We start from the raw sequence: 13,182 nt of genomic DNA on the forward strand, positions 1-13,182 counted from the left end.
CTTCCCGCCTGCGCCGGGCCGTCCTGAGGAGGGTGGCTTCGGTGGTCAGCCGGGCTTCCCGCCTGCGCCGGGCCGTCCTGAGGAGGGTGGCTTCGGTGGTCAGCCGGGCTTCCCGCCTGCGCCGGGCCGTCCTGAGGAGGGTGGCTTCGCTGGCCAGCCGGGCTTCCCGGGTGCGCCGGGCGGTCGTGGTGACGAGACGAGCTTCGGTGGCCAGCCCGGCTTCCCGGGTGGTCGCGGTGACGAGACCAGCTTCGGTGGCCAACCGGGGTTCCCGGGCGCGCCCGGCGGTCGGGCTGACGAGGGTGGCTTCGGCTCTCCCTACGGCAGCCCGCCGAGTCGCGACGGCTTCGGTCCCGGCGACAGCCAGGGTCCGCCGACCGCGTTCGGTCCGCCGATCGAGGTGCCGCCTGCCCCGCCCGGTCCGCCCGGCAGCTTCCGCTCCAGCGCGCGGGTCACCCCGCCCGGCGTGGACGCGCCCGAAGGTCCGCAGGGCATCCGCCCGCCGGGTGGCTTCGCCGGCGTGCCCGGCATGCCGCCACCACCGGGTGCGCCGCAGGCCGGTCCGCAGGGCCGGATCAGCGGTCCGCTGAACTCGGGCCGCCCGATCGGTGGCGCCGGCCGGCCCGGTGGCCCGCCGACCGCGACCTGGCCGGCGACACCGGGCGAGATGGACCAGGGCCGGTTCGACGCGTTCCGGCCCGACGCCGAGGCGCCCGCCGGACCGTCCACCACCGACGACAAGCCGGACCCGCCGCCGAAGGAGCGCAACGGCCGGGTGCTCGCCATGGTCCTGACCGCGGCGGTGCTGTTGCTGGTGATCCCGCTGGCGGTGGTCTACCTGTTCACCCGCTCCAGCGGTGACGGCTTCAACCCGGCGGTCGGCGAGTGCGTCCGGCAGTCCGGTGACACCGCGATCTCGGCGGCGTGCACCGAGCCCGACGCGTTCGAGGTGGTCTCCCGGGTCGACGACGCGGCCCAGTGCCCCGACAAGGGCCAGCCGATCGTCGAGGTCTCGGGCGGGCGCTCCGACAACGTGCTCTGCCTGAGCCCGAAGGCGGCCGCCCCGCCGGCCGGTGGCGACAGCCCGTCGGCCACGCCGACCAACTGACCTTGGCAGCCGGGCGCGACCGAGCGCCCGGCTGCGTCACTCGCCGAGCCGGTCCCGGTTCTCGGCCAGCCACGCGTCCAGCGCCGCGGGGTCGTTGAGGTCGACGCCCTCGGCGATGAGCTGGGCCACGGCGGCGGTAGCCGGGCTGCGCCGCTCGCCGGTCGTGTAGAGCCGGACGAACTCCGGCACGGTGTCCTCGACGGCCTGGTCGGTCGCGGCCACGGCCTCGGCCGGGAGCCCACGGACCCGCGACGCGTACGCCGCCCAGGCCCGCACCACCCGCGGCAGCAACGCGGCGTCGTCCATGTCGAGCACCGCGCGCCGGTGCACCCAGTCGAGCAGGAACAGCTCGACCACTATCGGGCTCCACCGCATCGGGTCGGCGTCGGGCAGGCTCGCCGCGTGGTCGAGGAGCAGGCTCAGGCAGAAGTGCAGCGACCCCAGGTCGCCCTCGGGCAGCTTGTCGAGCTCGAACCGCGCCGCCTCGGGTGCGGCCAGGAAGGTCCTGATCAGCGCCGAGCGTTCGTCGTCGCCGAGCGGCTCGGGCAGGTCCGGCACGGGGCTGAGCGCCGGCATCGGCAGCAGCGCCAGGCGGGCGCCGACGAGCGCCCGGTCGGTGGCCAGCGACCCCTCGCCGGGCAGGTCACCCATCTCGTCGGTGATCCGCAGGTGGCGAGCCACCTCGCCGCGGAGGGTGCGCGGGTCCTCCTCGCGGAACCAGGTCAGCCCGTCGGCCGCGCACATGCGGCGGACCTGGCCGAGGATCCGCTCGGCTGGGCCGCCGACGAACACGTCCTTGGTGATGCCGATGTTGTGGTCGACCAGCGCGACGACGGCATGCTCGGGGCCACCCTCCGCGTCGTCCTCGTAGGCGAAGGTGGCCAGGTAGGACGTCTGGTCCCCGTACACGTCGCCATAGGCGTAGGTGCCGGTCGGCCGGACCCGCCCGAGCTGGCCGGACCACGACGGCGCCTGCGCGCCGGGCTTGACCGCGGCGGCGCCGGGCGCGTCGGGGACGAGGGTGGCGAAAACGGACCGGATGGTGGTCGCGGCCGCGGCCCGGCGGCGGGAGGTGGCGGTGAGGAAGCCTTCCACGAAGGTACGCACGGCGCCGGCGCGATCTTCTTCAGCGATCGCGTAGACGCTGCCGAGCAACGCGGTGCCGAGCATCTCGGCGTCCAGCGCGCAGTCGAGCTTGTCGACGTCACGCGCGGCCTTCAGCACGGCCTCATAGGGGGTCTGTGGCGTCGCCATGAAACGACCCTACGCTGGTCGCCCGGCGCGGGCACGAGCCAACTATCCGGGCGGTCCGGCCGCGGCGTAGGCGTCCCGGGCGGTCGTGTAGTCGCGCAGAACCGCCCTGACCGGCGCGATCACCTGGTCGCGACCGACCTCGGCGACCGATTCCCGCATCCGTGCCTCGGCCCGGCGCCGGGCGCGACGGGCACCCCAACGGATGAACGGTTTCACCAGCAGGGCCAGCAGGATGCCGGCGGCCAGCCCGCCCAGCAGTCCGAGGGTGGGCAGCGGCACCTCGCCCACCATCGGGTAGTCGAACCGCGGCAGCCCGAGGGCGCGGACGATGTAGCCGGCCACCAGCCAGCCCAGCCCGGCCACGGCTACCAGCGTGAGCAGCCATTGCAGCAGGCCGACCGCCCGCCACCACGCCCGCTTGCGCTCGACGCCGAGCTCGGTGCCGGCGACCGCCTTGTCGAGCGCGTCGGGCAGGTCGCCGAGCCGCGACCGGGCGGCGTCGCCGACCGCGACCCGCCAGGGCTCGGGCAGCTCGCCGGCCGTCTTGTCGGTGACCGTGCGCAGCGCGATGCCGAGCGAGGCCCGCTGTGCGGCGCTCGGGTCGGGCAGCGAGGTCGTCGCCGGCACGGGCGCGTCACCGTCGGCCGGAGCGAGCCCGGTGTCCACCACGGTCGGCGTGTGCAGGTGCAGCCGGCGCAGCGGGTCGGGGCGTAGCTTGCGCCAGAACTTGACCAGTGGCCAGCCCGTAGCGGCGCCGGCCCGGTGCCGGTAGGCACGCTCGGTCGCGTCGGCCACCGCCGGCACGCCCGCGACCCCGGCCAGCGCGTCGGCGAGGGCGCGGGAGGTGGCCTTGTCGACGTCGCTCGGTGCGGGGCCGCCGACCAGGTCGTCGAGCCGGGCCAGGGCGCTGTCGACATCGCCGCTGAGTCGGCGCAGCGCCGCCTGGCGTTCGGCAACCGTGCGCTCCAGGAGCCGGCGCAGCTCGACCATGGCGGCGTCCTGGACCGCCGCGGTCGCCACCACCGGCACGCCGCCGAGGCCGTCTTCCTCCAGCAGCCGGCGCAGGTCACCGAGCACCTTGGGCAGGTCGGTCGTGGACAGCCGGTCGGCCTGGTTGAGCACCACGACCGTGACGTCCTTGTGGCGGTGGAACTCGCGCAGGTAGGCCTCGTGCACCACGCGGTCGCCGTATTTCTGCGGGTCGACCACCCAGACGATCAGGTCGACCAGGCCGAGCAGCCGGTCGACCTCGACCCGGTGGGCCGCCTCGACCGAGTCGAAGTCGGGCAGATCGAGCAGGACCAGGCCGCGCAGGGGTGCCTCGTCGTCGCCGTCGAGCGGGCTCTCCCGGGCGAACCGGTTGCGGGGCAGCACGCCGACCCAGTCGAGCAGCCCGCCGGCGGCGTCCGCGGCGCCCCAGACGCAGGCGAACGCCTGGCCGGTGGTCGGCCGGCGGACCCCGACCGGCGAGAGGTGCATGTGCGCCAGCGCGTTGAACAGGCTGGACTTGCCGCTGCCGGTGGCGCCGGCGAGGGCCACGAGGGTGTGGTCGCGGGACAGCGCGAGCCGGCCGCCGGCCCGCTCGACCAGCGTGTGCGCCGGCACGAGCCGTTCGGACGGCAGGTGGCCGTCGGCGGCGTCGAGAAAGCTCCGCACCGCGTCGAGCCGGCCGATCAGCACGTCGGGGTCGACGCGCCGATTGCCCCGCAGGGCCTCTCGGACCCGACCCATGAACTGGGTCACCGCAGCTCCCCACGTTCGCGCTGGGGCAGGGCCAGCTTGCTGCCGACCGTGAGCGCCGCCGCCGACCTGGCCCGTTCGACCTCGGCCGCGGCCGCGCGCAGCTCACCGCCGGGGTCGGCGTCGACGCCGACCGCCTCGATCCGGTCGAAGTAGCGGGCGGCCTCGTCGGCGAGCAGGTCGTCGACCCGGTCGAGCAGATCCTGTCGGGCCTTGGCGGCCAGCCGGCGGATCGCCTGGTCGCCGAAGATCGCTTCGAGCACCTTCTGCGCGGCGAGGGTGGTGCCGGCCGCGGTGCCGATCTCCAGGCCGGTCGGGATGAACGCGGTCGAGGCGAACACGGCGATCATGACGGCCAGGCCGGTGGCGTTGACCGCGTACGCCGCCGTGCGGGCCACGAACCGCTTGTCGCCGCCCTCCTGGCGGACGAGCTCGAGCACGCCGCGCTGCCAGTCGCGGACCAGCCGGTCGGCGCGGTCGGGGAGGTCAGGCGTCGGCCGGGCCAGCGACGGCTCGAGCAGCGCGGCCCCGGCGGGGTGCGCCTGCCAGCCGGTGTACGCGTTCTCCGCGGCGTCGCCGGCCACGCCCCGCAGCAGCGTCGTGAGCTGCGACTCGATCGCTGACTTGAGCTGGTTGCCGGGCTGCGGGCGGCCGGTGACGGCGGCGGTGATCCGGTCGCGCAGCCGGCCGATCCGCGCCTCCAGGCCCCGGAAGAAGTCGCCGGTGCCGACGAACTCGTGCCAGCGGGAGAGCACCTCGCCGCGCAGCAGCCGGCCGTCCTTGAGGCTGCGCTCGACGGTCTCCGCGCCGCCGCGGTAGGCCGCGCGGACCCGCTCCCGCAACGCCCGGGCCGCCGCGGCCTGCTCGTCGGCGGCGGCCGCGAGCCCGTCGGCGGCCGGGCTCAGCGCGGCGACGGCGCCGTCGAGGGTCTGCCGGACCACCGCGGCGCGGGCGTTGGCGTCGCTGGCCAGCCGGTCGAACCAGGCGCGGAGCTCGGCGGTGTCGCGGTCGGGCAGCAGGCCTTGGCCGTCCACGTCGGTCTCAGGCAACACGAACAGAGGTGCCTCGGCGAGGTCGTTGGCCTCGAGCATCTCGGCCAGATGGGCGGGCACGTCGTCGCCCGCCTCGTCCGGGACCCGGTCGAGCACCAGGGCGATCACCGTGCCGCGCAGGCGGGCGGTGCGCAGGAGCCCCCACGGCACGGCATCGGCGTAGCGAGCGGCGGTGGTGACGAACAGCCAGAGATCGGCGGCGGCCAGGAGCTGAGCAGCTAACTGCCGGTTCTGGTCGACCACCGAGTCGATGTCGGGCGCGTCGAGGAACGCCAGCCCGGGCGTGAGCGCGGGCGCGGCGACCAGTTGCAGGGTGTGCGGGTCGACGCTGGGCTTGGTCGTCCGGGTCAGGCCGGGCAGCAGGTCACCGGCGCGGAACCACTGGCTGTCGGCCGGGTTGCAGACCAGGACCGGTGCCCGGGTGGTCGGGCGGAGCACCCCGGGCGCGCTCACCCGGGCCTGCACCAGGCTGTTGACCAGCGTGGACTTGCCGGCGCCCGTGGAGCCGCCGACGACCACCAGCAGCGGTGCGTCGAGGCGGGCCAGGCGGGGCAGAAGGTAGTCGTCGAGCTGCGCGACCAGGGCCGCGCCGACCTCGCGCGCCTCGGCGGCCGAGGTGAGGGCCAAGGGGAAGTCGGCGGCGGAGATCGCTGCCCGTAGTCGGGCGAGCGCGGCCGGCAACCCCTCGGGGACCACCGGTGCCACCTGCGTCGTCACGGGTAAAGCGTGCCCGATCTATTCCGCCTGTACAACAGGAACGCGGCGGTTGAAGTTGCGCGTACCACACTCAACCCGATTTGACGACTGGCGTGATCGTGGCATCATTGAGCCCGGTCCACTCAACTTGAAGATAAGGAAGCAGCCATGGCACGTGCGGTCGGCATCGACCTCGGCACGACGAACTCGGTCGTCAGCGTCCTCGAAGGCGGTGAGCCCACCGTCATCGCGAACGCGGAGGGTGCGCGCACGACCCCCTCGATCGTCGCGTTCGCCCGCAACGGCGAGGTGCTCGTCGGTGAGGTCGCCAAGCGCCAGGCGGTTACCAACCCAGACCGGACGATCCGTTCGGTCAAGCGGGAGATGGGCACCAACTGGTCGATTGACATCGACGGCAAGAAATACACCTCGCAGGAGATCTCGGCCCGCGTCCTGATGAAGCTCAAGCGGGACGCCGAGGCCTACCTGGGCGAGCAGATCACCGACGCGGTGATCACCGTCCCGGCGTACTTCAACGACGCGCAGCGCCAGGCCACCAAGGAGGCCGGCGAGATCGCGGGCTTCAACGTGCTCCGCATCGTCAACGAGCCGACCGCGGCCGCGCTGGCCTACGGCCTCGACAAGGGCTCCAAGGAGCAGACGATCCTGGTCTTCGACCTGGGTGGCGGCACGTTCGACGTCTCCGTGCTGGAGCTCGCCGACGGCGTCGTCGAGGTCAAGTCCACCTCGGGTGACAACCACCTCGGTGGCGACGACTGGGACGAGCGGGTCATCGAGCACCTGGTCAAGACGTTCCGCGGTCAGCACGGCATCGACCTCTCGCAGGACAAGATGGCGATGCAGCGGCTGCGTGAGGCCGCCGAGAAGGCCAAGATCGAGCTTTCCGCGGCGACCACCACCAACATCAACCTTCCCTACATCACCGCTGGTGAAGCCGGTCCGCTGCACCTGGACGTGAGCCTGTCCCGGTCCGAGTTCCAGCGCATGACGCAGGACCTGCTGGACCGCACCAAGAACCCGTTCGAGCAGGCGATCAAGGACGCCGGCGTCAAGGTCGCCGACGTCGACCACGTGATCCTGGTCGGCGGCTCGACCCGCATGCCCGCGGTGACCGACCTGGTCAAGCAGCTCACCGGCAAGGAGCCCAACAAGGGCGTCAACCCCGACGAGGTCGTCGCGGTCGGCGCGGCGCTGCAGGCCGGCGTGCTCAAGGGTGAGGTCAAGGACGTTCTGCTCCTCGACGTGACCCCGCTGAGCCTGGGCATCGAGACCAAGGGCGGCATCTTCACCAAGCTGATCGAGCGCAACACCACGATCCCGACGAAGCGCTCCGAGGTCTTCACGACGGCCGACGACAACCAGCCGTCCGTGCTGATCCAGGTCTTCCAGGGCGAGCGGGAGATCGCGGCCTACAACAAGAAGCTCGCGACGTTCGAGTTGACCGGCCTCCCGCCGGCGCCGCGCGGCGTGCCGCAGATCGAGGTCACCTTCGACATCGACGCCAACGGCATCGTCCACGTCAACGCCAAGGACCTGGGCACCGGCAAGGAGCAGTCGATGACGATCACCGGCGGCTCGGCGCTGCCGAAGGACGACATCGACCGCATGATGCGCGACGCCCAGGACCACGCGGACGACGACAAGCGTCGCCGCGAGGAGGCCGAGACCCGCAACGTGGCCGAGCAGCTTCAGTGGCAGACCGAGAAGTTCCTCGCGGAGAGCGGCGACAAGCTTCCGGCCGAGTCGCGTGACCAGCTCAACGAGGCGCTGGGCGACCTGCGCAGCGCGTTGGGCGGCACCGACCTGGAGAAGATCAAGTCGGCGCACGAGAAGCTGGCGCAGGTCTCGCAGCAGGCCGGCTCGCTGCTCTACGCGCAGCAGCAGCAGGGCGAGCAGCCCGGCCCCGACGGTGCTGGCCCCGGTGCCGGCTCCGAGGGCGCTGCCGGCCCGGGCACCGGTGCCCCGGGTGGCACCGGCAACGGTCCGGACGATGTCGTCGACGCCGAGATCGTCGAGGACGACAAGAAGTGACCCCGCGGCACGCGACGTCAGTGAGGATGTCGGCATGACGGAAAAGCCACGAGCCGCCGACCCGGCAGCCGCCGGGTCGGCGCCGGGTGGCACCGATCGCGACCAGGCCGATGGCAAGGGAGCGGAGCGGATCGTCATCCGGGACAAGCGACGGATCGATGCGACCGGAGGCAAGCTCAAACACGACAAGGGCGCGCCCGCGGAGCAGCCGGAGACGCAGAGCACCGAGGTGCCCGGCCCCTCCGGACCGGCCGAGCAGCAGCCGGTCGACACACCGGCGCCGGCCGCCGATGCCGGCACCGACGACAAGCCGGCGGAGCCGGCGGTGGAAGAGGCACCGACCGGCGGGCTGGGCGCTGAGCTCGAGTCACTCCGGGTCGACCTGGAGGAGCGCACGCGCGACCTCCAGCGGGTCTCGGCGGAATACGCCAACTACCGCAAGCGGGTCGACCGCGACCGGGGCCTGGCGGCCGAGCAGACCACCGGCCAGGTGATCAGCACGTTGCTGCCGGTGCTGGACGACCTCGACCGGGCCCGGGAACACGGCGACCTGGTCGGACCGTTCGGCAGTGTGGCCGAACAGCTCGTCACGGCTCTGGGCAAGTTCGGGCTGACCGCGTTCGGCGAGAAGGGCGACCCGTTCGACCCGACCCGCCACGACGCGGTGGCCCACCTGACGTCGGCCGAGGTGACGGAGCCGACGTGCATCGACGTGATGCGGCGCGGCTACCAGCTCGGCGACCGACTGCTGCGACCGGCGCTGGTCGCGGTGGCCGACCCGGAGTGACGGTCGACCTACGAACTCCTCGGAAGGAGGCGGACTGAGATGGGCTCCAAAGACTGGCTGGAGAAGGACTTCTACGCGGTCCTGGGCGTTCCGAAGTCCGCCTCCGCCGACGAGATCAAGCGCAGCTACCGCAAACTGGCGCGTGAGCTGCACCCCGACCACAACCCGGGCAACACCGAGGCCGAGGACCGGTTCAAGGCGGTCTCCGAGGCGTACGACGTGCTGTCCGACACCGGTCGGCGCAAGGAGTACGACGAGATGCGCTCGCTCTTCGGTGCGGGCGCGTTCCGTCGGGGTGCCCGCACCGGTGGCGGGTCCGGCCCGGGCGGGTTCGACCCTTCGGACCTGTTCGGCTTCGGCGGCGCCGGTGGCGGACCCACCACGGGCACGGGTCGCGACGGGCGCTTCGGCGGTGCCGGCTTCTCCGACCTGTTCGGCTCGATCTTCTCGGGCGGCGGGCGGAGCCAGCAGCAGCCGCGTGGCCCAGGCCGGGGCCGCGACGTGGAGGCCGAGGTCACGCTCGACTTCGGCGACGCGGTGCGCGGTGTCACTCTGCCCCTGACGTTGCGGGCGCCCGGCGTCTGCGACACCTGCCACGGCAACGGCGCCAAGCCCGGCACCCAGCCGCGCACGTGTCCGCAGTGCCAGGGGTCCGGGCTGATCACCCGCAACCAGGGCTCGTTCAGCTTCTCGGAGCCGTGCCGCGAGTGCCAGGGCGTAGGCACCATCGTCGACGAGAAGTGCCCGGAGTGCCGCGGCACCGGCGGGGTCACCAAGGCCCGCACCCTCAACGTGCGGTTCCCGGCCGGTGTCTCCGACGGGCAGCGCATCCGGCTGGCCGGCCGGGGTGAGGCGGGCGAGCGCGGCGGTCCGCCCGGCGACCTCTACGTGCTGGTCCGGGTCCGCGCCGACGACATGTTCGGCCGGTCCGGCAACGACCTCACGATCAACGCACCCATCACGTACGCGGAAGCGGTGTTCGGCACCGACCTGCGGGTCCCGACGATGGACGGCTACGTGACGCTGCGGGTGCCGCCGGGCACACCGAGCGGCCGGGTCCTACGAGCGCGCGGCAAGGGCGTCGCCAAGCGCGACGGACAGGCCGGCGACCTCCTCGTCACGATCGAGGTGGCCGTGCCGACGGCGTTGACCGACGAGGCCCGCGAGGCACTGGAGAAGTTCGCCGTGCTCTCGCCGGACGCGGGTCGCGACACGTTGTGGCGGAGGTGACCACCCCATGCAGCCCTACGAGGAAGAGGAAATCTCGGTCACGATCGAGACGACCTCCGACGCCAAGGTCCTGATCATCTCGGTGGCGGCCCGGATGGCGGGCATGCACCCGCAGACCCTGCGGCAGTACGACCGGCTCGGGCTGGTGCAGCCCGGCCGGGCCGCGGGTGGCGGGCGGCGCTACAGCACCCGCGACGTCGAGCTTCTCCGCGAGGTGCAGCGGCTCAGCCAGGACGAGGGCATCAACCTGGAGGGCATCCGCCGGATCATCGGCCTGGAGCAGACGGTCGGCGACCTGCGGGAGCGGATCGCCGACCTGGAGGCGGCGCTGACCGCGGCCTACCAGCGGATCGCCGAGCTGGAGTCCGTCGGCCCGTACCCGCGTGGCGATCTGGTGCCCACCGCGCGCACGTCGACCGCGCTCGTGGTTTGGCGGCCACGCCGACCGGCCGACCCGCCGACGCGATAAACCCCCGCGAAAGTCGACTAAGGACTAACCTCATCATATCGGACAAAGAAGGCCGGGATCCACGGGGGGTCCCGGCCTTCTTCGCCCGGGGGGTTCGAGGGATTGGACATTCAACACCGCCGGTTGGCGGCCAACGACGCCGTGCATCACTATGCGGTGGCCGGTGCGGGGCCGCCGCTGATCCTGCTGCACGGCTTTCCGCAGACCTGGCGGGCCTGGTCGCGGGTGGCCGAGCTGCTGGCGGGCGAGTTCCGGATCGTCATGCCCGACCTGCGGGGTCTCGGCGGCTCGCCCGGGCCGGCCAGCGGCTACGACAAGCACAGCCTGGCGGGAGACGTGCGGGCCATCGCGCGGGCCGAGTTCGGCACCACCCCGGCCACGGTCTGCGGCCACGACGTCGGTGGTTACGTCGGTTTCGCGTACGCGCTGAGCCACCGCGACGTGACCGCGGCCCTGGTGCTGGTCGAGGCGGCACCGCCCGGCACCTCGCAGCTCGACCACCAGATGACCAACCCGCGCAGCTGGCAGATCGCCTTCCACGCCAACGCCGACGTCGCGCATCTGCTGATCGGCGGGCGGGAGCGGGCGTACATCGACTTCGTCATCCGGTCCCGGATCTTCGACGCGGGCGCGATCGGCGCAGTCGACGTCGACCGCTACGCGGAGGCCTACAGCGCGCCGGGGGCCCTGCGCGCCGCGCTGGAGATGTATCGCTCGCTGGCCCTGGACCGCCAGCTCAATCTGGCCGCGCTGGCCGAGGACGGCCGGCTGACCATGCCGGTGACCGCGGTGGGCGGCGCGCCGGCCGCGACCGAGGCCGGCCTGCGTGAGATGGTCGCCGAGATAGCCACCGACGGGCGGGCCGAGGTCGTGCGGGACACCGGCTACTGGATCGCCGAGGAACAGCCGGCGGCGCTCGCGGAGATCATCCGCAACGCCGCGCGAACGCGGGTCTAGGACAGCCGGCGGCCCGAGCGGACCAGGCCGCCCTCGCACCAGTCGCGGTAGTCGAACAGCTCCGGCTTGGCCAGCAGCACCCGACTGTTGTGCGCCCACGTGCGCATCTGGTCGTCGCCCAGCGTCTCGGCCTGCTGCACGAGCTTGCGCAGCCGCCGCTTGGGGTGGGCGCGGAACTTCGTGCGGATGCCGTCGGCCGCGTAGATGTAGAGGCAGTGCAGCGCGAACCGGCGGGCCGGACACGACCGGTCCATCGCCAGCTCGAACAGCGTGGTGACGAGATGGTCGCCCGACACCAGCAGGTCCCAGTCGGGTGGCATGGACTGCAAGGGGACGGTGTCCGGTTGGTACGCCCAGGCTCGCAACTCCGCCGGTGTTGGATCGACCGGATTGGTGAAGCCGCTGAACGACGTCGACTGCACGCTCACGGACACCTCGCTCCGCATGGTCATGCGTCGATCTCGCCCAATGGTCGATCTTCCGCTGACAGACCCATCTGCGGCGTCACCGTAGCGCTTGGCGCGAACCGGCGGAAGGGGTCAAAGGTTAAGACCCGGGCACGATCGGCTGTGCGCGCTGAGTTACTGGCTAGTAGCGTCCGGTGTGTGTCGAGTTAGTGCTCCTTGCGCCTCGGTGGCTTGGGCGGGCACCGACGCGACGACCGTGGGCCGGGGTCGCAGCAGCGCCTTGAACCACTCGAAGTCCGGCAGCCGCGCGATGATCGGGCCGACCACGACCGTTATCAATACGTACGCCGTGGCGAGCGCGCCGAGCTCCGGGTTGATGCCCGGCGTGGCCACCGCCAGCCCGGCGATGACGATCGAGAACTCGCCGCGCGGCGTCAGCGCCAAGCCTGCCCGCCAACGACCGCGCACCGCGATGCCGGCGCGCCGCGCCGCGAGGTACCCGGTGAGGGTCTTGGTCGCGATGGTGACGACGGCGAGCCCGATCGCGGGCAACAGCACGGGCGGCAGGTGCGCCGGGTCGGTGGTGAGCCCGAAGAACACGAAGAACACCGCCGCGAAGATGTCGCGCAGCGGCGAGAGCAGCCGGGTGGCGTGGTGGGCGACCGGGCCGGAGACCGCGATGCCGACGAGGAACGCCCCCACCGCGGCGGACACCTTCAACTGTGCGGCCACGCCGGCGACCAGCAGGGTGAGGCCGAAGACGCCGAGCAGCAGCGCCTCGGGGTCGCGTGCGGAGATGGCCTTGGAGATCCAGCCGCCGAACCGGATGGCGACCACCAGCACGACCGTCACGGCGAGCACCGCGATGCCGAGCGCGATGCCGCCGCCGAGGAGCCCCGTGCCGGCCAGCAGCGCGGTCAGCAACGGCAGGTAGAGCGCCATCGCCAGGTCTTCCATCACCAGCACGGAGAGCACCACTGGCGTCTCCCGGTTGCCGAGCCGGCCGAGGTCGGCCAGCACCTTGGCCACCACGCCCGAGGAGGTCACCCAGGTGACTCCGGCGAGCACGACCGCGGCGACCCAGCCCCAGCCGAGGATCAGCGCGAAGGCCGCGCCGGGCAGCGCGTTGAGGACCGCGTCCAGCAGGCCGACCGGTGCCGCGGTGCGGAGGTTGCCGACGAGCTCGTCGGCGGAGTACTCGAGGCCGAGCAGCACGAGCAGGAGGATCACGCCGATCTCGGCGCCGACCGAGAAGAACTCCTCGCTCGCGTTCAGGGGCAGCAGCCCGCCGTGGCCGAAGGCCAGGCCGGCGAGAAGGTAGAGCGGGATCGGTGAGATGCCGAAACGGCGGCTGAGCCGCCCGAGCAGGCCGAGGAGGAACATCAGCGCCCCGACCTCGATCAGGAGGACCGTCGTGCTCTCGTGCATCG

10 protein-coding genes and 1 pseudogene are annotated in these 13,182 nt (G+C 72.7%); 6 read left to right on the forward strand and 5 right to left on the reverse strand.

Going from position 1 to position 13,182, the window contains the following annotated elements:
• Positions 1 to 1,108: pseudogene (locus tag AB0J88_RS00160) on the forward strand (hypothetical protein); the annotation flags it as partial.
• Between the two features lie 36 nt (positions 1,109 to 1,144).
• On the opposite strand, the gene AB0J88_RS00165 reads toward AB0J88_RS00160, so the two are convergent.
• The 3 genes from AB0J88_RS00165 to AB0J88_RS00175 are packed head-to-tail and all read right to left on the reverse strand — an operon-like array spanning position 1,145 to position 5,871.
• Positions 1,145 to 2,362: a hypothetical protein gene (locus tag AB0J88_RS00165; protein ID WP_364354022.1), complete on the reverse strand. Its 1,218-nt coding sequence runs from the start codon at positions 2,360 to 2,362 to the stop codon at positions 1,145 to 1,147.
• Between the two features lie 42 nt (positions 2,363 to 2,404).
• Positions 2,405 to 4,093, reverse strand: coding sequence for a GTPase (locus tag AB0J88_RS00170; RefSeq protein ID WP_364354587.1), 1,689 nt, complete (start codon positions 4,091 to 4,093; stop codon positions 2,405 to 2,407).
• Positions 4,094 to 4,101: 8 nt separating this feature from the next.
• The gene (locus tag AB0J88_RS00175) at positions 4,102 to 5,871 is read right to left on the reverse strand and encodes an ABC transporter (protein WP_364354025.1); all 1,770 of its coding nucleotides are present in this window, start codon (positions 5,869 to 5,871) and stop codon (positions 4,102 to 4,104) included.
• Positions 5,872 to 6,018: 147 nt separating this feature from the next.
• Here AB0J88_RS00175 and dnaK point away from each other — a divergent pair, with 147 nt between their 5' ends.
• From dnaK to AB0J88_RS00200, 5 genes are all read left to right on the forward strand, one after another.
• The gene (dnaK, locus tag AB0J88_RS00180; RefSeq protein WP_364354028.1) at positions 6,019 to 7,902 is read left to right on the forward strand and encodes a molecular chaperone DnaK; all 1,884 of its coding nucleotides are present in this window, start codon (positions 6,019 to 6,021) and stop codon (positions 7,900 to 7,902) included.
• 34 nt (positions 7,903 to 7,936) lie between these two features.
• Positions 7,937 to 8,689, forward strand: coding sequence for a nucleotide exchange factor GrpE (grpE, locus tag AB0J88_RS00185; RefSeq protein ID WP_364354031.1), 753 nt, complete (start codon positions 7,937 to 7,939; stop codon positions 8,687 to 8,689).
• A 39-nt stretch (positions 8,690 to 8,728) separates the two neighbouring features.
• On the forward strand, positions 8,729 to 9,919 hold the full coding sequence (gene dnaJ, locus AB0J88_RS00190; RefSeq protein WP_364354034.1) for a molecular chaperone DnaJ: 1,191 nt from the start codon (positions 8,729 to 8,731) through the stop codon (positions 9,917 to 9,919).
• Positions 9,920 to 9,926: 7 nt separating this feature from the next.
• Positions 9,927 to 10,388 (forward strand): helix-turn-helix transcriptional regulator, encoded by a 462-nt coding sequence (locus AB0J88_RS00195; RefSeq protein WP_364354037.1) that lies wholly within the window; start codon positions 9,927 to 9,929, stop codon positions 10,386 to 10,388.
• Positions 10,389 to 10,490: 102 nt separating this feature from the next.
• Positions 10,491 to 11,345, forward strand: a complete 855-nt coding sequence (locus tag AB0J88_RS00200) for an alpha/beta hydrolase (RefSeq protein ID WP_364354040.1) — start codon at positions 10,491 to 10,493, stop codon at positions 11,343 to 11,345.
• Here the strand turns inward: AB0J88_RS00200 and AB0J88_RS00205 are convergent.
• Both AB0J88_RS00205 and AB0J88_RS00210 read right to left on the reverse strand, forming a co-directional pair.
• The gene (locus AB0J88_RS00205) at positions 11,342 to 11,773 is read right to left on the reverse strand and encodes a hypothetical protein (protein ID WP_089254804.1); all 432 of its coding nucleotides are present in this window, start codon (positions 11,771 to 11,773) and stop codon (positions 11,342 to 11,344) included. The genes AB0J88_RS00200 and AB0J88_RS00205 overlap by 4 nt on opposite strands.
• A gap of 153 nt (positions 11,774 to 11,926) precedes the next feature.
• On the reverse strand, positions 11,927 to 13,180 hold the full coding sequence (locus AB0J88_RS00210) for a cation:proton antiporter (protein ID WP_364354043.1): 1,254 nt from the start codon (positions 13,178 to 13,180) through the stop codon (positions 11,927 to 11,929).
• Positions 13,181 to 13,182: the final 2 nt, after the last annotated feature.

It is taken from the genome of Asanoa sp. NPDC049475, assembly GCF_040676915.1.
GTDB lineage: Bacteria > Actinomycetota > Actinomycetes > Mycobacteriales > Micromonosporaceae > Asanoa.